This is a genomic window from Aureimonas sp. CAS, assembly GCF_059838215.1.
The window spans coordinates 373369-395002 of record NZ_CM187563.1; the positions used below are offsets into that span (position 1 = coordinate 373369).

Consider the following 21634-nt stretch of genomic DNA (forward strand, 5'->3'; position numbering starts at 1 on the left):
TGCCTTGTTCAAGAAAATCCTGATTGCCAATCGCGGCGAGATCGCCTGCCGGATCATCAAGACCGCGCGCCGCATGGGGATCGCGACCGTCGCGGTCTATTCCGACGCCGATGCCGACGCGCTGCATGTGCGTGCTGCCGACGAGGCGGTTCATATCGGCCCGGCGCCGGCCTCCGAGAGCTATCTCGTGATCGAGAAGATCGTCGAGGCCTGCAAGGCGACGGGCGCCGAGGCGGTTCACCCGGGCTACGGGTTCCTCTCGGAGCGCGCCGCCTTCCCGCGCGCGCTGGAGGCGGCCGGCATCGTCTTCATCGGACCGAATCCGGCCGCGATCGACGCCATGGGCGACAAGATCGAATCGAAGAAGGCAGCGAAGGCGGCGGGCGTCTCCACCGTTCCCGGCCATGTCGGCATCATCGAGAGCCCGGAGGAAGCGGCGCGCATCGCCGACGAGATCGGCTATCCGGTGATGATCAAGGCCTCGGCGGGCGGCGGCGGCAAGGGCATGCGCATCGCCCATTCGCGCTCCGAGGTCGAGGAGGGCTTCGCCCGCGCCCGCTCGGAGGCGAGGAACTCCTTCGGCGACGACCGTGTGTTCGTCGAGAAGTTCATCCAGAACCCGCGCCACATCGAGATTCAGGTGCTGGGCGACAAGCACGGCAACGTCATCCATCTCGGCGAGCGCGAATGCTCCATCCAGCGGCGCAATCAGAAGGTCGTCGAGGAGGCGCCGTCGCCGCTGCTCGACGAGGAGACGCGCGCGAAGATGGGCGCACAGGCCGTCGCGCTCGCCAAGGCGGTGAACTACGATTCGGCCGGCACGGTGGAGTTCGTCGCGGGACAGGACAAGAGCTTCTACTTCCTGGAAATGAACACCCGCCTGCAGGTCGAGCATCCGGTCACCGAGCTGGTGACGGGCGTCGATCTCGTGGAGCAGATGATCCGCGTCGCCGCGGGCGAACGCCTGTCGATCGCGCAAGGCGACGTGTCGCTGAACGGCTGGGCGGTGGAGAGCCGCATCTACGCCGAGGACCCCGTTCGCGGCTTCCTGCCCTCCACCGGGCGCATCACCACCTACCGGCCGCCGCAGGAGGGCGAGCGGGACGGGGTGACGGTGCGCAACGACACCGGCACCTTCGAGGGCGGCGAGATTTCGGTGAACTACGATCCGATGATCGCCAAGCTGGTGACGCATGCGCCGACGCGTCTGGAAGCGATCGAGGCGCAGGGCGCGGCGCTCGACGGCTTCGCCATCGAGGGCATCCGCCACAACATCCCGTTCCTGTCGAGCCTGATGGCGCACGAGCGCTGGCGCGAGGGCCGGCTGTCGACCGGCTTCATCGCCGAGGAGTACGCGCAAGGCTTCGCGCTCGAAGCGCCGCAAGGAGAGGCGGCGCGCCTCTTCGCCGCGATCGCGGTGGCGGTCGACGATCATCTGAACCGGCGCAAGCGCCTGATCGACGGTCAGCTCCCCACGCGGCGGCCCTTCGCCTTCGAAGCGGAGCGCGTGGTGCGCATCGGCGACGACCGTCTGGATGTCGAGATCGCGGAGACACGCGAGGGCTCCCTGTGCCTGTCGCTCGGCGGCCGGGAGATGCAGGTCGAGACCGACTGGGCGCCAGGCCGGCCGGTCTGGCGCGGCACGGTGGACGGGCGCGCCGTCGCCGCCACGGTGGCGCCACGCCTTGCGGGCGTCGAGATCGCCCATGCGGGCCGGGCCGCGCGCGTGCGCGTCTTCACGCCGCGCGAGGCCGAGCTCGACGCTTTGATGCCGGTCAAGCTGCCGCCGGACACGAGCAAGCAGCTCTTGTGCCCCATGCCGGGCCTCGTGCGCCAGCTCATCGTGGTCGAGGGCCAGGAGGTGAAGGCCGGCGAGCCGCTGGCCGTGGTCGAGGCGATGAAGATGGAGAATCTTCTACGCGCCGAACGCGACGGTACGGTCTCGAAGGTCCATGCGAGCGAGGGGGACGTGCTCGCCGTCGATGCGGTGATCCTGGAATTTGCCTGACGGGGTCCGGGCGCCCAGAATAGCCTGATACGCAGGGAGGATACGCGTGGACGGGACCGGAACGAGCGAGGCGCTCTGGCGCGCGCGCGCCGAGAAGGCGCTCAAGGGCGAGCCGTTCGAGAGCCTCGTCTCGCGAACGCTGGACGGTATCGAAATCCGGCCGCTCTATCCGAGGGGGCAGGGTGACGCGCTCTCCGTTCGCCAGCGGCCGGACCGCCCCTGGGCGATCGTCCAGCGGGTGGATCACCCGGACCCGGCCGAGGCGAACGAACTGGCGCTGGCCGACCTCATGGGCGGCGCCAACGGCCTGGCCCTCGTCTTCGAAGGCGCTCCGTCCGCCTATGGCTTCGGCATCGCGCCGGGCGATCTCGGCCGCACGCTCGATGGCGTCGAACTCGATCTCGTCGTTCTGCGCCTCGATCCCGCGCGAGATCGGGAGGACGAGGCGATCGCGGCGGTCAGCGACCGCGTCTCCGCGGCGCGCCTCGTTCCGCAAACGCTCGACGTGGATTTCGGCCTCGACCCGATCGGCCTCGGCCGAGGCTCCGATGGCGTTCGCGACGACTGGGCGGAGCGCACGCTCGGCCGGATCCGGGCGCTTCGCGGCGCAGGCTTCGCCTCGCCGCTGCTGCGCGCCGACGGCCGCGTCCACCACGATGCGGGGGCGGGCGAAGTGCAGGAACTGGCGGCGGTCCTTTCGACCGCAACCGCCTATCTGCGGTGTCTGGAAGGAGAGGGGATCGGCCTCGACGAAGCCCGCCGCCTGATCTCGTTCGAACTCGCGGTCGATGCCGACCAGTTCCTCGGGATGTCCAAGCTGCGCGCCCTCCGCCGGCTCTGGGCCCGCGTCGAGACCGCCTGCGGCCTGGAGCCTGTGCCGGCGCGGATCGCGGCGCAGACCTCGTTCCGCATGGTCTCGAAGCTCGACCCGGCGGTGAACTGGCTGCGCGCGACCTGCGCGCTCTTTGCGGCCGGCACCGGCGGTGCCGATCAGGTCACCGTCCTGCCGCACACGATCGCGCTCGGCCTGCCGGACGCCTTCTCGCGGCGCATGGCGCGCAACGAGCAGATCGTCCTGATCGAGGAAAGCCATTTGTCCAAAGTGTCCGACCCGGCCGCGGGCTCGGGTGCGATCGAGGCCATGACCGAAGCGCTCGCGCGGTCCGCCTGGGACCTCTTCCGCCGGATCGAAGGCGAAGGCGGCCTGATTGCCGTGGGCCGGACGGGGCGCTGGCAGGCGCTCGTCGAAGAGACGGCGAAGGAAAGGGCGCGCCGGATCGAGACCGGCGAAGCGCCGTTGGTCGGAACGTCGATCTTCCGCAGCCAAGGGCAGGCGGGCGCGGAGACCCTACCCGTTCCGCCGAAGCGGGATGGGGAACGGCTGCTGCCCGTACGCCGGGACGCGGCCCGCTTCGAGGAGGCCGGTCGATGAGCCGCGTTCCGGATTTCGCCGAGGTCGAGTTCGGCGACGAGATCGGCGCCGGCGCAGCGGACGGGCCCGCCTGGACCACGCCCGAAGGCATCGCCGTCAAACCCGCCTTCGGCCCGGCCGACCGCGACGCGGCCGACATTCCCGAGACCTTTCCCGGCCTGCCGCCCTTCCTGCGCGGGCCCTACCCGACCATGTACGTGAACCAGCCCTGGACGATCCGGCAATATGCCGGCTTCTCCACGGCCGAGGAATCGAACGCCTTCTACCGGCGCAATCTGGCGGCCGGTCAGAAGGGCCTGTCGGTCGCCTTCGACCTCGCCACCCACCGCGGCTACGATTCGGACCACCCGCGCGTGTCCGGCGACGTCGGCATGGCGGGCGTCGCGATCGATTCCATCCTCGACATGCGCCAGCTCTTCGACGGCATTCCGCTCGATAAGATGAGCGTGTCGATGACGATGAACGGGGCGGTGCTGCCGATCCTGTCGCTCTTCATCCTGGCCGGCGAGGAGCAGGGCGTGCCGCCCGAAAAGCTTTCGGGTACGATCCAGAACGACATCCTGAAGGAGTTCATGGTCCGCAACACCTACATCTATCCTCCCGAAGGATCGATGCGGATCATCTCGGACATCTTCGCCTACACCTCGGCCAACATGCCGAAGTTCAACTCCATCTCCATCTCCGGCTACCACATGCAGGAGGCCGGGGCGACGGCGGACCTGGAACTGGCCTACACGCTGGCGGACGGGCTCGAATATGTGCGGGCCGGGGTGAAGGCGGGCCTTGCGGTGGACGATTTCGCGCCGCGCCTGTCCTTCTTCTGGGCCGTCGGCATGAACTTCTTCATGGAGGTCGCCAAGCTGCGCGCCGCGCGCCTGCTCTGGGCCGAACTGATGCAGGAGTTCGAGCCGAGGAACGAGAAGAGCCTCGCTCTCCGCGCCCACTGCCAGACCTCCGGCTGGTCGCTGACGGCGCAGGACGTCTTCAACAACGTCACCCGCACCGCGATCGAGGCGATGGCGGCGACGCAGGGGCACACCCAGTCGCTCCACACCAATTCGCTCGACGAGGCGCTGGCGTTGCCGACCGATTTCTCGGCCCGCATCGCGCGCAACACCCAGCTCTTCCTCGCGCACGAAAGCGGCACCACGCGCACCATCGACCCCTGGGGCGGCTCGCATTACGTGGAATGGCTGACCCGCCAGCTCGCCGACAGGGCGCGCGATCACATCACGGAAGTCGAGCGGCTGGGAGGCATGGCCAAGGCCATCGAGGCCGGCGTGCCCAAGGCGCGCATTGAGGAGGCGGCGGCCCGGACGCAGGCGCGCATCGATTCGGGCGCGCAGATCGTCGTCGGGGTGAACCGGTTCCAGGTGGAGGGCGAGCCCGAGATCGAGGTTTTGAAGGTGGACAGCGAGGCGGTGCGCGCGAGCCAGCTGGAGAAGCTGAAGCGCCTGCGCGCGAACCGCGACGAGGCGGGGGTGGCGAAGGCTCTCGACGCTCTGGAACGCGCCGCCCGCGACAAGACCGGCAACCTCCTGGCGCTCGGCGTGGAGGCGGCGCGCGCCCATGCGACCGTCGGGGAGATGTCCTCGGCCCTGGAGCGCGCCTGGAGTCGGCACGTCGCCGTCGCCACCATCAAGTCCGGCATCTACAGCGAGGCCTTCGGCGAACCGGATGCCGAGACGCAGCGCGCGCGCGGCCTCGTCGAAGACTTCCGCGACATCGAAGGCGCCGCGCCGCGCATCCTCGTCGCCAAGATGGGACAGGACGGGCACGATCGGGGCCAGAAGGTCGTCGCCTCCGCCTTTTCCGACCTCGGCTTCGACGTGACGATCGGCCCGCTCTTCGCAACGCCGGAGGAGGCGGCGGCCCAGGCGGTCGCCGAGGACGTCCACATCGTCGGCGTCTCCTCGCTGGCGGCGGGGCATCTGTCGCTCGTTCCCGCGCTCAGGGCCGAACTCGCCAAGGCCGGTCGCCCGGACATTCTCGTCGTGGTTGGCGGCGTTCTGCCCCCGCAGGATCACGACGCCCTGCGCCGGGCGGGCGCGGCGGCGATCTTTCCGCCGGGAACGCCCATCGCGAAGGCGGCGTCCGACGTGCTCGACCGGCTGCATGCGGCCTACGGCTTCCGCCAGAAAGAACCGGAAGCCTATCTGGATCGAGATTCTCGATCTCGGTAGTCTTGCGCAATTTTGTTGCGCCGCCGCATCGCCGAGCAGAATGCATTGCTCGTTCGGTTAGATGTTGATCGTGTCGAAAATTGTGGCGCCACCCTTGCCAAGCTTCTGAATTGAGTGTTCATTCCGCCGATCCGGTCACCTTGGCGTCATTCCAGACCCGTTGCCGAACCGGACATGCTTCAACGTTTGAGGGTGGTTCGAACATGCGGATTGCAATGCTGATGGCCGCGACCGCGCTTGCCGCGGGTCTGGTGACGAGCGCAAGCGCCGAAACGGTCAGCTGGGCGCGCTCACAGGACGCCACCACGCTGGACCCGCACTCCCAGAATCTGGGAACGAACCACAACTTCCTGCATCACATCTACGAGACGCTGCTCGACCGCGACGACGCGGGCGAGGCGCAGCCGCGCCTTGCGACCGAGTGGAACCTCAAGGAAGGCGACGACACCGTCTGGGTCTTCAAGCTGCGCGAAGGCGTCACCTTCCACGACGGATCGCCCTTCACGGCGGACGACGTCGTCTTCTCGATCGAGCGCGCGAAGTCCGAAGGCTCGAACATGCGTCAGCTCCACGTGGACGTGGAGAGCGTGACGGCCGTCGACGACTACACGGTCGAGTTCCAGATGGCTGGTCCCTCGCCGATCTACCCCAACAACCTGACCAACACCTTCATCATGGACCGCGAGTGGTCCGAGGCGAACGACGTCGTCGAGGTGCAGGACTATTCGGCCGGTGAAGACAATTACGCCGTCCGCAACACCAACGGCACCGGCCCCTACAAGCTGGCCTCGCGCGACCCCGACGTGCGCTCCGTCCTGACCTATTACGAGGATCACTGGGGCGAGACCCCGGACGTGACGGAGATCAACTACGTCGTCATCGGCGAAGCCGCGACGCGCGTCGCAGCTCTTCTTTCCGGTGAGGTCGATTTCGTTCAGGACGTGCCCGTCCAGGACATCGAGCGCCTGTCCTCGCAGAGCGGCGTGAAGGTCGAGACCGGCCCCGAAAACCGCTCCATCTACTTCGGCTACAAGATGAACGAGGAGCCGCTGGCCTCCTCCAACGTGACCGACGTCAATCCGTTCTCCAAGCCCGAGGTCCGCGAGGCGATCCATCTGGCCGTCGACCGCGACGCGATCCAGCAGGTCGTCATGCGCGGCCAGTCCGACCCGACGGGCGTCATCGTGCCGCCCTTCGTCAACGGCTGGACGGAAGAGCTGAACGCCTATCCGGCGCCGGATCTGGAGCGCGCGCGCGAACTGATGGAAGAGGCCGGCTACGCGGACGGCTTCTCCGTCACGCTCGACACGCCGAACAACCGCTATGTCAACGACGAGGCGATCTCGCAGGCGGTCGCCGGCATGCTCTCGCAGATCGGCATCAACGTCACGCTGGCCTCGCGTCCGGTGGCGCAGCATTCGCCGCTCATCCAGAACAACGAGACGGACTTCTACCTGCTCGGCTGGGGCGTTCCGACCTTCGATTCGGCCTACAACTTCAACGATCTGGTCCACACGAAGGAAGGCGACTACGGCGCCTACAACGCCGGCCTCTACTCGAACCCCGAGCTGGATGCGAAGATCGAGGCTCTCGGCACGGAGATCGACATCGACGCCCGTAACCGCTCGATCGCCGAGATCTGGGCGAAGGTCCAGGAAGACCGCGTCTTCCTTCCGATCCACAACCAGGTTCTCGCTTACGCGATGAAGGACAATCTGACGCTGGCGGTGAACCCGGAGAACCAGCCCCGTCTCTACAACATGCAGGTCGCCGACTAACGACCGCTGGACGATCGAGCCCGCCCTGCGACCTCTCGCGGGGCGGGCTTTTGTTTGTGCAGGGCCGCCCGGCCCCGCTCACCCTACAAGGCCAACGCCATGCTCGCCTTCATTCTGAGGCGCCTCGCCCAGTCCATCGTCGTGATGCTGGTCGTGGCGCTCGTCTCTTTCCTGATGTTCCGCTTCGTCGGCGATCCGCTCGCCTCGATGGTCGGGCAGGACACGCGCCTCACCGAGATCGAGGCGCTGCGCGAGCGGCTGGGGCTGAACGACCCGTTCTACATGCAGTTCTTCAACTTCATCTGGAACGCGGTGCAGGGCCAGTTCGGAATTTCCTACCGCCTCCAGCAGCCCGTCATGGACCTCATCATCAGCCGGGTCCCCGCGACGCTCGAACTGGCGCTGACCTCGGCGATCCTGGCGCTGGTGCTCGGCATGGCGCTCGGCGTCTACACGGCCATCCGTCCGAACGGTCTCCTGTCGCGCTTCCTGATGACCGCCTCTCTCGTCGGCGTCTCGCTGCCGACCTTCCTGATCGGCATCGCGCTGATCTACGTCTTCGCCGTCGAGCTCGGCTGGCTGCCGTCCTACGGCCGGGGGCAGACGGTCGCGATCGGCGGCTGGCAGACCGGCTTCCTCACCGAGAGCGGGCTGCGCTCGCTCATCCTGCCGGCGATCACGCTCGCGCTCTACCAGATGACGCTGATCATGCGCCTCGTGCGCGCCGAGATGCTGGAGGTCATGCGCTCGGACTACATCAAGTTCGCCCGTGCCCGCGGCATCCCGCAGCGGCGCATCAATTTCGGCCACGCGCTGAAGAACACGATGGTGCCGGTCATCACCATCACCGGCCTGCAGCTCGGCTCGATCATCGCCTTCGCGGTGGTGACGGAGACCGTGTTCCAGTGGCCGGGCGTCGGCCTCCTCTTCATCCAGTCCGTCCAGGTCGTCGACGTGCCCGTGATGGCCGCCTACCTGATGCTGATCGCCTTCGTCTTCGTCGTCATCAACCTCGTGGTGGACATTCTCTACCACGTCGTCGATCCGCGGCTGCGCGTCTCGACCGGCACGGCGAAATAGGAACCGACCCCATGTCCGATACCGCAAAGCCCGTTCCGTCTCCCAAGGAGCGGTCGATCCTGTACCGCGCCTGGGACAGCGATCTCGGCTATTCCTTCCGCACCTCGCCGGTCACCATCATCGCGGCGCTGGTCGTCCTGCTCCTCCTCGGCTCGGCGCTGCTCGCTCCGTGGATCGCGCCGACCAACCCATTCGACGGCCGCGGCATCAATCTGATGAACGGCTTCACGCCGCCGATGACGCCGAACCAGTTCACCGGCCAGACCTTCCTGATGGGGACGGACAATCAGGGCCGCGACATCTTTTCGGCCATCCTCTACGGCTCCAGGGTCTCGCTCTTCGTCGGCTTCTCGGCGGTGGCCTTCAGCCTCGTCCTCGGCGTCTCGCTCGGGCTTCTGGCCGGCTATGTCGGCGGGCGCACCGACGCCATCATCATGCGCATCGCCGACGTGCAGCTCTCCTTCCCGGTGATCCTGATCGCGCTTCTGATCTTCGGCATCGCGCGCGGCTTCCTGCCGCCGCAGTACCGCGAGACCATGGCGGTCTATGTCCTGATCGTCGCCATCGGCCTGTCGGACTGGGTGCAGTATGCGCGCACCGTGCGCGGCGCGACGCTGGTGCAGAAGAACAAGGAATACGTGCAGGCGGCCATGCTGATCGGGCGCAAGCCCTTCGCGATCATGTTCCGCCACGTCCTGCCCAACGTCACCGAGCCGATCCTCGTCATCGCCACCATCTCGCTGGCGCTCGCGATCATCTCGGAATCGACGCTCTCCTTCCTGGGTGTCGGCGTTCCGCCGACCCAGCCCTCGCTCGGTACGCTGATCCGCATCGGGCAAGGCTTCCTCTTCTCCGGCGAATGGTGGATCCTCCTGTTCCCGTCCCTGACCCTGCTGGCCCTGGCCCTCTCGATCAACCTCCTCGGCGACTGGCTGCGCGAGGCGCTGAACCCGAGGCTGGCGAAATGAGCGCCGTCATCGACACGACGGCCGCCAAGACCGCCACAGCGACGCCCGTCATCTCGCTGAAGGACCTCGTCGTCGAGTTTCCCACGCGCCGCGGCGTGCTGCGGGCGATCGACAAGGTGTCCTTCGACGTCGCGCCGGGGGAGATCCTCGGCGTCGTCGGCGAGTCCGGGGCCGGCAAGTCGATCACCGGCTCGGCGATCATCGGCCTGATCGATCCGCCCGGGCGCGTTGCCGGCGGCGAGATCCTGCTCAAGGGCCAGCGCATCGACAACCTCCCGGAGGAGGAGATGCGGCGCCTGCGCGGCAAGCGCATCGGCATGGTCTTCCAGGACCCGCTGACGAGCCTGAACCCGCTCTACACGGTGGGCGAACAGCTCATCGAGACGATCCGCACCCATCTTCCGATGAGCGAGGCGAAGGCGCGCGAACGGGCGATCGAGCTTCTGGCCGATGTCGGCATTCCGGCACCGAAGCAGCGCGTGGATTCCTATCCGCACCAGTTCTCGGGCGGCATGCGCCAGCGCGTCGTCATCGCGCTCGCGCTCTGCGCCGAGCCCGAGTTCATCGTCGCCGACGAGCCGACGACGGCGCTCGACGTCTCGCTGCAGGCGCAGATCATCGCGGTCTTCAAGAAGGTCTGCGCCGAGCGCGGCACCTCGGCCATCCTGATCACGCACGACATGGGCGTCATCGCGGAAGCCGCCGACCGGGTCGCGGTCCTCTATGCCGGGCGCATCGCCGAGGTGGGGCCGGTCAAGGACATGCTCCAGCGCCCGCTGCACCCCTACACCTCCGGCCTGATGGGCTCGATCCCGTCGCTGGCGGGCGACGACGACCGCCTGAAGCAGATCCCCGGCGCCATGCCGCGCCTCAACCGCATCCCGAACGGCTGCGCCTTCCACCCGCGCTGCGAGCACGAGATGCCGGTCTGTTCGCAGAAGCGGCCGGGCCTCAACCATGTGGGCGCCACGCATGTCGCCTGCTTCCTGCATGGAGACGCGACGCAATGAGCGCGCTTCTGAAAGTCGATCACCTCTCGCGCGAGTTCGACGTCTCCGCGCCCTGGCTGAACCGCGTCATCGAGCGCAAGGGGCGCCAGAGCGTGAAGGCCGTCGACGACGTCACGCTGCACATCGAGAAGGGCAAGACCTTCGCCCTCGTCGGCGAGTCGGGTTCGGGCAAGTCGACCATCGCGCGCATGGTCGTCGGCCTCATCGAGCCGACGCGCGGCGAGGTGAAGTTCGACGAGGTCGACATCTGGGACAAGGGCAACGCCCGCAGGCTCGGCGAGCTGCGCCGCCGCTTCCAGATGATCTTCCAGGACCCCTACGCCTCGCTGAACCCGCGCTGGCGCGTCCGCGACATCATCGCCGAGCCGCTCAAGACCTACGGCATCGCGACCACGTCCAAGGAGATCGACGCCGAGGTCGGCCGGCTCCTGGAGACGGTGAAGCTCAGCCCGGAGGACGGGCTGAAATATCCGCATCAGTTCTCCGGCGGCCAGCGCCAGCGCATCTGCATCGCCCGCGCGCTCGCCAACAAGCCCGAGTTCATCGTCTGCGACGAGCCGACCTCCGCGCTCGACGTCTCGGTGCAGGCGCAGATCCTCAACCTGATGCGGGATCTGCAGGACGAGTTCGGGCTGACCTACCTCTTCATCAGCCACAATCTGGCGGTCGTGAACTACATGGCCGACGAGGTGGGCGTCCTTTATCTCGGGCGCCTGTGCGAGATCGCGCCGCCCAAGCGCCTGTTCGAGAACGCGCGGCATCCCTACACGCGCTCGCTTCTCGATTCCGTGCCCGACATGGAGATGACGGGCCGCGAGCGGACGCCGGTGAAGGGCGAGATCCCGAACCCGATCTCGCCGCCCTCGGGGTGCTTCTTCCACCCGCGCTGCCCGCACGCCAACGATCGCTGCCGGCGCGAGGCGCCGCTCATGAAGCCGCAGGACGGCGTCGTCGTCGCCTGCCACGGCGTCGAGGAAGGCCGCATCTGAGCGGGTGATCCGAGCTTGACGGCGGGCTCCGGCCCGCCCATCCTCTCCCCATCTTCCGAGGGGTGCCCTCCCGTCCGCGGGACGAGAGGGCTGAGACGGCGTGACGCCGAACCCTTGAACCTGATCCGGGTCATGCCGGCGTAGGAACGGAACTCGCGCGCTTCGCCGTTTGGGCGAAGGCGGCGCGTCGTCCCCCTCGCGCCGGTGCGTCCGGCCAAACGAGGGACGAGAGCCGATGACCACACGCTTCACCGAGACCTTGAGGGACGCCGCGCGGGAGGACTGGGAGGCGACGATCTCCCACCGCTTCGTGGACGAGCTGATCGCCGGCACGATCGCGCCGGAGGTCATGTCCCGCTATCTCGTCCAGGACCACCGCTTTCTGGACAGCTTCCTCATGCTGCTGGGGGCCGCGCAGGCCAGCGCCGACGGCTTCGACGCGCGCCTTCGCTTCGCGCGCTTCGGCGGCATGATCTCCGGCGAGGAGAACACCTATTTCGAGCGCTCCTTCGAGGCGCTCGGCGTCACGAGGCAAGAGCGCGAGGGCGCGCCGGACACGGCCCCGACCGCCGGCTTCAAGGCGATCATGCGCGAGGCGGCCGAGACGCGCTCCTATGCGGTCGCTCTTTCGGTCCTGTGCGTCGCCGAATGGTCCTATCTGGAATGGGCGTTGAAGGCGAAGGGCGCCTATCCGCAGAGCTTCGTCCATGCCGAATGGATCACGCTGCACGACAACGAGGCCTTCCGGGACTTCGTCGCGTTCCTGCGGTCCGAGCTCGACCGTGTCGGACCGGCCGAGGAGGGCGCCGCGCGCGATGTCTTCACCCGTGCGGTCAAGCTCGAATGCGCCTTCTTCGACGCCGCCTACCGGCCCTGAGACGAGAGCGTTTGCCCGCCCCGGCCCGAAGGGAGTAAGCCAAGGTCGGGGCGAGCAGCGAGGGTGGCATGGCGGTCGAAGGCGGCGACGGGGTCGGGCTCGTCCAGGTGGTGGCGCTTCTGGCGGCGGGCGTCGTCGCGGTGCCGATCTTCAAACGTCTCGGACTGGGGCCGGTCCTCGGCTATTTCACCGCCGGGCTGATCATCGGCCCGTTCGGCCTCGGCCTCTTCGCCGAGCCGGAAGGCGTCCTCCACTTCGCCGAGTTCGGCGTCATCATGCTGCTCTTCATCATCGGGCTGGAGATGGAGCCGGCGCGCCTCTGGGCGCTGCGCCGGCAGATCTTCGGGCTGGGCCTGGCGCAGGTCGCGCTCTGCGGCTTCCTCCTGACGATCGCGGGCATGGCGTTCGGCCTGCCGACCCCGGTCGCCTTCGTCGCCGGCCTGGGCTTCGTCCTCTCCTCCACCGCCGTCGTCATGCAGATGCTCGAGGACGAGGGCCTGCTCGGCACGCCCGAGGGACAGAAGGGCGTCTCGATCCTGCTTCTGGAGGATCTGGCGATCGTGCCGCTGCTCGCCATCGTCGCCTTCATCGGCCCGCGCGAGACCGACAACGGCGCACCGCTCTGGCAGGAGCTGGCGCTCGCCGGCGGCGCGCTCGTCGCCCTGGTGCTGGCGGGCCGCTATCTGCTCGATCCCATGTTCGCGGTCCTCGCCAGAGCCCGCGCCCGCGAGGTGATGACGGCCGCCGCGCTCCTCGTCGTCCTCGGCGCTGCGCTCCTCATGGATCTCGGCGGCCTCTCCATGGCGATGGGCGCCTTCCTGGCGGGCGTCTTCCTGTCCGAGTCGACCTTCAAGCATCAGCTGGAAACCGACATCGAGCCCTTCCGGGGCATCCTCCTCGGGCTCTTCTTCCTCGCCGTCGGCATGTCGCTCGACCTCGCGGTCATCGCCGCGCAATGGCCGACGATCCTTCTCTTCGTCGTCCTCTTCGTGATCGTGAAGGGCATCGGCATCTACGCCGTCGCGCGGCTCTTCGGCTCGGCCAACCGGGCGGCGGTCGCGCGCGTCGCCCATTTCGCGCAGGGCGGCGAGTTCGCCTTCGTGCTCTATTCGGCGGCGGTCGCGAGCGGCATCTTCGACGGGCAGACCAACGCGATCTTCACCGCGACCGTCATCATCTCCATGGCGCTGACGCCGTTCTGGTCCATGGCGCTCGCGCGGCTCATGCCGGCCGAAACGGTCTCGCTGGACGGGGTCGACGAGGCCTCCGACCTGGAGGGCCGCGTCCTCATCATCGGCTTCGGCCGGTTCGCGCAGGTGGCGGCGCAGTCGCTGCTCGCGCGCGGCATCGACATTTCCATCATCGAGAACGACGTGGAGATGATCGAGGCGGCCGCCCGCTTCGGCTTCAAGGTCTATTACGGCGACGGCACGCGCCTCGACACGCTGCATGCCTCGGGTGCGGGCCGGGCGGAGGCCGTTCTCGTATGTGTCGATCGGCCCGAGACGGCCGACCGGATCGTCGAGCTTCTGGAGACGGAGTTCCCGCACGCCAAGGTCTTCGCGCGGGCCTTCGACCGGGGTCATTCGCTGAAGCTCGTGCAGGCCGGCGTCGACTACCAGATCCGCGAGACCTTCGAGTCAGCCATGATGTTCGGCGCCGAGGCGCTTCGCCGGCTGGGAACGCCGGAGGAGGTGGTGGAGGAGATCGCCGAGGACGTGCGGCGACGCGACGCCGAGCGCTTCGATCTGCAACTCGCCTCCGGCATCTATGCCGGCACCGATCTGATGCGCGGCAACGCGCCGGTTCCGGCACCGCTGACCAAGCCCCGGCGCGCCGGTCAGGTCATCGGCGACGGTCGGACGGTCGAGAACGGCACGGCCGAGCCCGCGACCTGAGGATCCTCAAAGGACCAGGATCGCGCGCAGGTCGTTGACGTTCGTCAGCGTCGGCCCGGTCGTCACGAGATCGCCGATGGCGCCGAACAGCGAGTAGCTGTCGTGCCGGCCGAGGAATGCCGCCGGGTCGAGCCCGGCGGCTCTGGCGCGCGCCAGCGTGTCGGGCGTCACCAGAGCGCCGGCCGCGTCCTCGGTCCCGTCGATGCCGTCCGTGTCGCCCGCGATGGCGTGGACGCTCTCCATTCCGTTCAGCGCGACGGCGAGCGCGAGCAGGAATTCGGTGTTGCGGCCTCCCCGGCCGGGTTTCTCGCGCCCGATCGAGACCGTGGTCTCGCCGCCCGAAAGGATCAGCGCGGGGGAGGGCAGGGGATGCCCGTGCGCGCGGACCGAGCGAGCGATCCCCGCCATCAGGATGCCGGCCTCGCGCGCCTCGCCCTCCAGCGCGTCTCCGAGGATGATCGGCGTCACGCCGGCCTCGCGCGCAAGGCCGGCGGCCGCCTCCAGCGCCATCTGCGGCGTGGCGATCATCCGGAAATCGGCCTCGAAGGGCGCGCGCGGCGCGGGCGTCTCGGCCAGAAGCCGCCGGGCGGCCTCCGGCAGGTCCGGGCCGAGCCGCTCGATCATGGCGGAGAGGTCCGCGCCCGCATCCGGGTCGTAGACGGTCGGACCGGAGGCGATGGCGCGCGGATCGTCCCCCGGAACGTCGGAGATCGCCAGCGTCACGACGCGGGCCGGGCGGGCCGCTTCCGCCAACCGTCCGCCCTTGATGCGCGACAGGCGCCGACGCACGCGGTTCATCTCGTTGATCGAGGCGCCGGAGGCGAGCAGCAGGCGGTTGACCGTCTTCTTCTCCTCCAGCGTCAGCCCCTCGGCGGGCAGCGTCATCAGGGCGGAGCCGCCGCCCGAGATCAGCGCGAGGACGAGGTCGTCGGCGGTCAGGCCCTCGACCCTCTGCAGGATGCGGCGGGCGGCCTCCTCGCCCGCCTCGTCCGGCACCGGATGCGAGGCTTCCAGCACTTCGATGCGGCGGGTGGGGACCGCGTGCCCGTAACGCGTGACGACGACGCCCTCGAGCGCCACGTCATCCCAGGCGTCTTCCAGCGCGGCCGCCATCAAGGCGGCGGACTTGCCGGCGCCGACGACGATCGTGCGGCCCTTCGGCCGTTCGGGAAGGTGGGCGGCGAGAACCTGTCTCGGGTCCGCGCTGGCGATCCCGGCGTCGAAGACGGATCGCAGAAAGGCCCTCGGATCGGCGATGGGGCTGGTCTTCGGCGTCATATCGTTCCTCCCGGCTCGCCCCCTGTCGCATTGGAGGACGCCGGACGTCCAGTGGCCGGGTGCGGCAGACCGCGATCAAGCGGCGAGGCGTAGACCGATGTCGGCTCGGCCCGTTCGCCTTCGGCGCTCGCACCCTCTTTTCGCGGGCCCGCGATCCTCCGGCCCAGCGGGCCTTCGATGAGCCGGAAGGAAAGGAGCGCCATCACGAGCGTGAGCCCCATCGGGATCAGCCAGAACAGGTAGAAGCTGACGAGCTGCGTCGGCGCGACGATCCGCTGCCAGAGAAAGGAGAGGAACACGATCTCGGGCAGCGAATGCAGGATGTAGATGCCGAAGGAGACGCGGGTCAGCGGCATGAGCGGTGCCAGCCGCGCCGTGGAGGCCGGACGGGCCGTCTCGGACAGGCCGATCAGAAGAACGGCGAGGAAGAGCAGCACCAGCGTCGGATAGACGGGGGCGGCCATCGCCATCGAGATGACGGCGCACAGGAGCGCGAGAAGGCCCGGGACGTGCGAGCGGATCGGCAGAACGCGCCGCGCGACCAGCTCGGCCGCGATGGCGCCGGCCGTGAAGTCGGCGAAGGCGCGATAGGCGCCGAACGTGTCCGCCGTGGACCAGTGTCCGCCCGGAAAGACGCCGGCACGCGACAGGGTTTCCAGAAGAACGAGCCATGAGAGGAGAAGGACGGCCATCCCCGTGACGCCCGCTCGGCGCGCGGCGAACACGATCACGGGGAAGAGGATGTAGCAGAAGAACTCCGCGCTCACCGACCATGACGGGTAGTTGAAGCCGAGGGTTTCGGTCGTGCCCCAGGCGTGCAGGCCGAGAATGTGGAAGGGAAGGTCGCCGAAGTTCCACCGCGTCGGATGATGCAGCGTGATGAGACCGCCCGCCCCCGCCGCTCCGATCGCCACGAAGGCGAGGAGCGTGAAGAAATGCAGCGGGTAGAGACGCGCGAAGCGGCGCCGCAGATAGCGCAGATAGCCGCGCGCCCCGTCGATCTGGTCCGCGCAGCGGGTCATGATCAGGAAACCGGACAGCATGAAGAACATGTCGAGCAGCGAGAGGAAGCGCTGGGAGAAGGCCAGCAGCGTCTCGACGTCCTCGCGCGGCGCGAAGTAGCTGTAGTGGTAGATCATGATCAGCATCACGGCCGCGAAGCGCCAGCAGTCGAAGATGCGATAGTACATGGCGCTCCCGGGCCGCACCGGCGTTCGCCCACCGGGCCGAAGGGCAACCATACATTTCGGCGGGCTGTCCCGTCATATCGCACAGGTTGTGACGCACGGAAGGGTAAACGAGCGCCGCATCTTTCGTGTGCCCGGCAAAAGCAAAAGGGCCCCGGCGCTTCCGCCGGAGCCCTAATGGATCGCTGCGAGGTGAGGCGAAAGCCTCAGGCCGACTTCTTGCGGTCCTCGTCCTGGACCTCCTCGAAGTCCGCATCGACGACGTCGTCGCGGCGCTCGCCCGCGCTGCCGTCATTGGCCGGACCGGCGGAGGCGTCCGCCTCGGCCTGGGAGGCCTCGTACATCGCCTGGCCGAGCTTCATGGACGCTTCCGCGAGCCGGTCGGACTTGGCCTTGATGGCCTCGGCGTCGGCCTCGGGCTTCTCCAGCTCGGCCTTCAGGTCCGCGATCGCGTCCTCGATGGCCTTGCGGTCGTCCGCCGAGACCTTGTCGCCGTAGTCGGCGAGCGATTTCTCGGCCGAATGGACGAGGCTCTCGCCCTGGTTCTTGGCCTCCACGGCGGCGCGACGCTTCTTGTCGTTCTCCGCGTTCGCCTCGGCGTCCTTCACCATCTTCTCGATGTCGGCGTCCGAAAGGCCACCCGAAGCCTGGATCGTGATCCGCTGCTCCTTGTTGGTGCCCTTGTCCTTGGCCGAGACGTTGACGATGCCGTTGGCGTCGATGTCGAACGTGACCTCGATCTGCGGCACGCCGCGCGGAGCCGGCGGAATGCCCTCGAGGTTGAACCGACCGAGCATCTTGTTGTCGGCCGCCATCTCGCGCTCGCCCTGGAAGACCTGGATGGTCACGGCGTTCTGCGAATCCTCGGCCGTGGAGAACACCTGGCTCTTCTTGGTCGGGATGGTCGTGTTGCGGTCGATGAGGCGCGTGAACACGCCGCCCAGCGTCTCGATGCCGAGCGAAAGCGGGGTCACGTCGAGGAGTAGCACGTCCTTGACGTCGCCCTGCAGGACGCCGGCCTGGATCGCGGCGCCCATGGCGACGACCTCGTCCGGGTTCACGCCCTTGTGCGGCTCCTTGCCGAAGAACTGCTTCACCGTCTCCTGCACCTTGGGCATGCGCGTCATGCCGCCGACGAGGACGACTTCGTCCACCTCGTTGGCCGACAGGCCCGCATCCTTCAGCGCCGCCTTCATCGGGCCGACCGTGCGCTGCACGAGATCGTCCACGAGGCTTTCGAACTTGGAGCGGGTGAGCTTCAGGGTCAGGTGCTTCGGGCCGGTCTGGTCGGCGGTGATGAAGGGCAGGTTGATCTCGGTCTGCGCCGAGGAGGACAGCTCGATCTTGGCCTTCTCGGCGGCCTCCTTCAGGCGCTGGAGCGCGAGCTTGTCGCCCTTCAGGTCGATGCCCTGGTCCTTCTTGAACTCGGTCGCGAGGTAGTCGACCAGACGCAGGTCGAAGTCCTCGCCGCCGAGGAAGGTGTCGCCGTTGGTGGACTTCACCTCGAAGACGCCGTCGCCGATCTCCAGGATTGACACGTCGAACGTGCCGCCGCCCAGATCGTAGACCGCGATCGTCTTGCCGTCGTTCTTGTCGAGGCCGTAGGCGAGCGCTGCCGCCGTCGGCTCGTTGATGATGCGCAGCACCTCGAGGCCCGCGATCCTGCCGGCGTCCTTGGTGGCCTGACGCTGGGCGTCGTTGAAGTAGGCCGGGACCGTGATGACGGCCTTGTCAACCTTCTCGCCGAGATAGGACTCGGCCGTCTCCTTCATCTTCTGAAGGATCATGGCGGAGATCTGCGAGGGCGAGTGCTTCGAGCCGCCCGCCTGAACCCAGGCGTCGCCATTGTCGGCGCGCACGATGGAGTAGGGCACCATGCCCTTGTCCTTCTGGGTGGTCGGGTCGTCGAAGGTGCGGCCGATCAGACGCTTGATGGCGAAGAGCGTGTCTTCGGGATTGGTCACGGCCTGGCGCTTGGCGGGCTGGCCGACGAGACGCTCGCCGTCTCCGGTGAAGGCCACGATCGAGGGCGTCGTGCGCGCGCCTTCCGCGTTCTCGATGACCTTGGCGTTCTTGCCGTCCATGACGGCGACGCAGGAATTGGTGGTGCCGAGATCGATGCCGATCACCTTGGCCATGTCGGAATTCTCCTTCTTCGAAAGCGACCCGCCGGGACCCTCACGTCGAGGCGTTCCAGGGGGCGGGCCCAAAAGCGGTTCCAGCGGCCGGTCCTCATGTGCTGGTCGAGCACCGGTCCGGTCGGCTGGCGGCTATATATGAACGGGCTTTTGGGGGCGCAAGGCGGTCTGCGCGCGGACATGCGCGCTCGCGCAGGGCGCGAAACCGTTGCAGGCGAACAACCCGGTTTGGAACGGAGTGCCGCACCCCGCCTTTAGGGATGAAGCACGCCGCCAGCCCGGCGGCGATCAGGAAAGAGGCCCCATGCACAGCATCATCTACATCATCGGGGTGATCGTCGTCGTCCTGTTCGTCCTGTCCTTCCTCGGCCTCGCCTGACGGCGGGTTCGCGGGACGGACGTCACGTTCCAGGCACCCCTTCCCAGAGAATCGCATCGCCTGCCGCCGGCCCGGACCATCTCCGGGGCGTTGCGCAGTCATGCCGCAGAGAGGAGAATCCGATGGTTTCCGAGACCCAGACGACCCGTCCGCCGGACGGCTCGAACAACGACATGGCCGATCGCGTGCGCGCCGCGGCCACGCGCGAGGCCGATTCGGCCCGCGAGGAGGCCAGCCGCGCCGGGCAGAGCGTGCGCTCCGAAGCGTCGCGCCTCGCCTCCGGCGCCAAGGAGAAGGCCATGGAACAGGCCGAAGCCGGCAAGTCCATCGCGGCCGAGAACCTGAACGACTTCACCGCCGCTGTCCGCAAGGCGTCCGAGGAGCTCGGCGAGCGCGACCAGTCCATGGCCGCCAACCTCGTGCGCGAGGCCGCCTCGGGACTGGAACAGGTCGCCGGTGCCATTCAGGGCAAGAGCGTCCAGGAACTGACGCGTTCGGTGGCGGGCTTCGCACGCCGCCAGCCTGCCGCCTTCCTCATCGGCGCGGCGCTGGCCGGCGTCGCGCTCGGCCGCTTCGCCCGTGCCTCCGGCGAGCATGACCGCGACGACGGATACGGCTCGCCCTCGCGAGACCGGTATCGTGCGTCCTCCGACGGCTACGGCGACGGGCGGTACGGCTCGGGACGCTACGGTTCGTCCGCGAGCGCTTCCGACCGCTCCTACGGCACGGCCCGATCCGGCGCCGAGGGTTCGTTCGGCGGCGCGGCGAGCGGCTCTGCCACCACCGCCTCGCGCCCCGCCGTGTCGAGCGCGGGTCTTGCCGGCATGACCAGCGAGCCCGGTCCCTCCGGCACCGGACTTTCCGACAGCATGACCGACCGCCCGGGAGGTGACAATGTCCGTTGATCCCCGCGATACGCCGCGCGAGACGCGCTCCGTTCCTGACCTGATCGGCGACCTGATGCGCGAGGGCAACGAGCTCCTGCGCACCGAGGGCCGCCTCATCCGCTCGGAAATCTCCGACAAGATCCGGCAGGTCGAAGTCGGCGGCGGCTCGATCCTGGCGGGCGCCATCTGCCTGCTCGTCGCCCTGAACGTCCTGGCAGCCGCGCTCGTGGCGGCCCTGGCCAACGTCGCGCAGATGGGTCCGGCCTGGGCCGCGCTCATCGTCGGCGTCGTCATCGCCGCCATCGGGGCGATGCTCCTCGCCAAGGGCAAGAAGGACCTCGAACCCTCCAACCTCACCCCCGAAATGACCGCGCAGCAGCTGCGCAAGGACGGGCAACTCGTGAAGGAGCAGACCCGATGAGCGAAGAGACCGAACGTCTCGCCCGCGAGGCGGAGGCGCGCCGCAACAATGTCGATCAGACGCTCGACCAGCTGAAGGACAAGTTCTCGCTCGGCCAGATCGTCGACGAGCTTTCGGGCTATGTCCGCGAAGGGCAGGGCGCGGACATGGTGAAGAACCTGAACCGGCAGGTGCGCGACAACCCGCTGGCGCTCGGCCTCGTGGGCGCGGGCCTCGCCTGGCTCCTCGTCGGATCGGGCGTGCGGGACAGGGGCGATCGCTACGGCGACCGCGACGAGGGCTATCGCCCCTTCGACCGCGACCGCCTCTCCGGCGGCGGCTACCCGATCGCTGACGGTCGCCCGCATGTCGTGGGCGAGGGGCCTTACGGCTCGGCGTCTGGCCACGCCTCGGGCGGTCGCGACGCGGACCGGGACGGCCCGGGTCTGATGGACCGGGCGAAGGGCGCGGCCTCCGGTGTCGGCTCGGCGGCGGCCTCGGCCGGATCGAGCGCGGCACAGGCCGCGTCGTCCGCGTCGTCCTCCATCTCGGACAAGGCCCGCGCCGCCGGCGCGAACGTCTCGGACGCGGCGCATTCCGCATCCGACCGGGTCGGCCACGCCATGCACGACGCGCGCGACGCGATGTACGATGCGGGCGACCGCGCCTATCGCGGCGGCGCCTACACCGCGCGTCGGGTCGGCGACTACGGTTCGCGGGCGCGCCGAACCTTCCTCGACACGCTGCAGGAAGAGCCGTTGATCGTCGGTGCCGTGGCGCTCGCCATCGGCGCGGCAGTGGGGGCGGCGCTGCCCTCCACGCGGCGCGAGGACGAGCTGTTCGGCGAGGCCCGCGACCGCCTGCGCGACGACGCGCTCGACTACGGCCGCGACACGCTCCACAAGGCCGAGCACGTGGCGGGCGAGGCCTATCGCGCCGCCGACGAGGAGGCCGAGAACAAGGGGCTGAAGCCCTCCGGCGAAGGGGAGACCCTGGCGCAGAAGGCCTCCTCGGTCATCGGCCGCGCCGGCGAGGCCGCCAAGGACGACGCCCGCAAGGAAGGGCTGATCTAGCCCGATCGGCGCCGAAACGATGAAAGGCCGCGCCGGAGGAACGGCGCGGCCTTTTTCATGAGATGCCGC

17 protein-coding genes and 1 riboswitch are annotated in these 21634 nt (G+C 68.5%); of the genes, 14 read left to right on the top strand and 3 right to left on the bottom strand.

All coding sequences use genetic code 11. The features are described 5' to 3' along the window. Positions 1–4: 4 nt before the first annotated feature. The 10 genes from AC6R2M_RS01810 (at position 5) to AC6R2M_RS01855 (ending at position 14223) form a co-directional block, all read left to right on the top strand. Positions 5–2008: an acetyl-CoA carboxylase biotin carboxylase subunit gene (locus tag AC6R2M_RS01810; protein ID WP_500484917.1), complete on the top strand. Its 2004-nt coding sequence runs from the start codon at positions 5–7 to the stop codon at positions 2006–2008. Positions 2009–2054: 46 nt separating this feature from the next. Beyond that, the gene (locus tag AC6R2M_RS01815) at positions 2055–3440 is read left to right on the top strand and encodes a methylmalonyl-CoA mutase family protein (RefSeq protein WP_500484919.1); all 1386 of its coding nucleotides are present in this window, start codon (positions 2055–2057) and stop codon (positions 3438–3440) included. Next, positions 3437–5623 (top strand): methylmalonyl-CoA mutase, encoded by a 2187-nt coding sequence (gene scpA / locus AC6R2M_RS01820; RefSeq protein ID WP_500484921.1) that lies wholly within the window; start codon positions 3437–3439, stop codon positions 5621–5623. Before AC6R2M_RS01815 ends, scpA begins: the two co-directional genes overlap by 4 nt. A gap of 203 nt (positions 5624–5826) precedes the next feature. After that, positions 5827–7401 carry an ABC transporter substrate-binding protein gene (locus AC6R2M_RS01825; RefSeq protein ID WP_500484923.1) on the top strand — a complete coding sequence of 525 codons (1575 nt, stop codon included), beginning with the start codon at positions 5827–5829 and terminating at the stop codon, positions 7399–7401. 99 nt (positions 7402–7500) lie between these two features. After that, the gene (locus AC6R2M_RS01830; RefSeq protein ID WP_500484925.1) at positions 7501–8481 is read left to right on the top strand and encodes an ABC transporter permease; all 981 of its coding nucleotides are present in this window, start codon (positions 7501–7503) and stop codon (positions 8479–8481) included. Positions 8482–8492: 11 nt separating this feature from the next. Beyond that, positions 8493–9449 (top strand): ABC transporter permease, encoded by a 957-nt coding sequence (locus AC6R2M_RS01835; RefSeq protein WP_500484927.1) that lies wholly within the window; start codon positions 8493–8495, stop codon positions 9447–9449. Continuing rightward, on the top strand, positions 9446–10459 hold the full coding sequence (locus AC6R2M_RS01840) for an ABC transporter ATP-binding protein (protein ID WP_500484929.1): 1014 nt from the start codon (positions 9446–9448) through the stop codon (positions 10457–10459). Before AC6R2M_RS01835 ends, AC6R2M_RS01840 begins: the two co-directional genes overlap by 4 nt. Further along, the gene (locus AC6R2M_RS01845; RefSeq protein ID WP_500484931.1) at positions 10456–11448 is read left to right on the top strand and encodes an ABC transporter ATP-binding protein; all 993 of its coding nucleotides are present in this window, start codon (positions 10456–10458) and stop codon (positions 11446–11448) included. The genes AC6R2M_RS01840 and AC6R2M_RS01845 overlap by 4 nt, the downstream gene beginning before the upstream one ends. A gap of 48 nt (positions 11449–11496) precedes the next feature. Further along, positions 11497–11612: riboswitch (TPP riboswitch) on the top strand. A 71-nt stretch (positions 11613–11683) separates the two neighbouring features. Then, complete coding sequence (locus AC6R2M_RS01850; protein ID WP_500484933.1) at positions 11684–12325, top strand: TenA family protein; 642 nt, start codon at positions 11684–11686, stop codon at positions 12323–12325. Between the two features lie 68 nt (positions 12326–12393). Continuing rightward, positions 12394–14223, top strand: a complete 1830-nt coding sequence (locus AC6R2M_RS01855) for a monovalent cation:proton antiporter-2 (CPA2) family protein (protein WP_500484935.1) — start codon at positions 12394–12396, stop codon at positions 14221–14223. A gap of 6 nt (positions 14224–14229) precedes the next feature. Here the strand turns inward: AC6R2M_RS01855 and AC6R2M_RS01860 are convergent, their stop codons facing one another. From AC6R2M_RS01860 to dnaK, 3 genes are all read right to left on the bottom strand, one after another. Then, positions 14230–15501, bottom strand: coding sequence for a glycerate kinase type-2 family protein (locus tag AC6R2M_RS01860; protein ID WP_500484937.1), 1272 nt, complete (start codon positions 15499–15501; stop codon positions 14230–14232). Beyond that, on the bottom strand, positions 15498–16691 hold the full coding sequence (locus AC6R2M_RS01865) for an acyltransferase family protein (RefSeq protein WP_500484939.1): 1194 nt from the start codon (positions 16689–16691) through the stop codon (positions 15498–15500). The genes AC6R2M_RS01860 and AC6R2M_RS01865 overlap by 4 nt, the downstream gene beginning before the upstream one ends. Positions 16692–16894: 203 nt before the next feature. Then, on the bottom strand, positions 16895–18826 hold the full coding sequence (gene dnaK, locus AC6R2M_RS01870) for a molecular chaperone DnaK (RefSeq protein WP_500484941.1): 1932 nt from the start codon (positions 18824–18826) through the stop codon (positions 16895–16897). A 238-nt stretch (positions 18827–19064) separates the two neighbouring features. On the opposite strand from dnaK, the gene AC6R2M_RS01875 reads away from it, so the two are divergent. The 4 genes from AC6R2M_RS01875 to AC6R2M_RS01890 all read left to right on the top strand — a co-directional run bounded on the left by AC6R2M_RS01875 (position 19065) and on the right by AC6R2M_RS01890 (position 21565). Further along, complete coding sequence (locus AC6R2M_RS01875) at positions 19065–19205, top strand: hypothetical protein (RefSeq protein ID WP_500484943.1); 141 nt, start codon at positions 19065–19067, stop codon at positions 19203–19205. A gap of 122 nt (positions 19206–19327) precedes the next feature. Then, positions 19328–20110: a hypothetical protein gene (locus tag AC6R2M_RS01880; protein WP_500484945.1), complete on the top strand. Its 783-nt coding sequence runs from the start codon at positions 19328–19330 to the stop codon at positions 20108–20110. Continuing rightward, a complete protein-coding gene (locus AC6R2M_RS01885; RefSeq protein WP_500484947.1) occupies positions 20100–20513 on the top strand; it encodes a phage holin family protein in 414 nt (137 codons plus the stop codon). Before AC6R2M_RS01880 ends, AC6R2M_RS01885 begins: the two co-directional genes overlap by 11 nt. Beyond that, on the top strand, positions 20510–21565 hold the full coding sequence (locus AC6R2M_RS01890; protein WP_500484949.1) for a hypothetical protein: 1056 nt from the start codon (positions 20510–20512) through the stop codon (positions 21563–21565). The genes AC6R2M_RS01885 and AC6R2M_RS01890 overlap by 4 nt, the downstream gene beginning before the upstream one ends. The last annotated feature ends 69 nt before the right edge of the window (positions 21566–21634 follow it).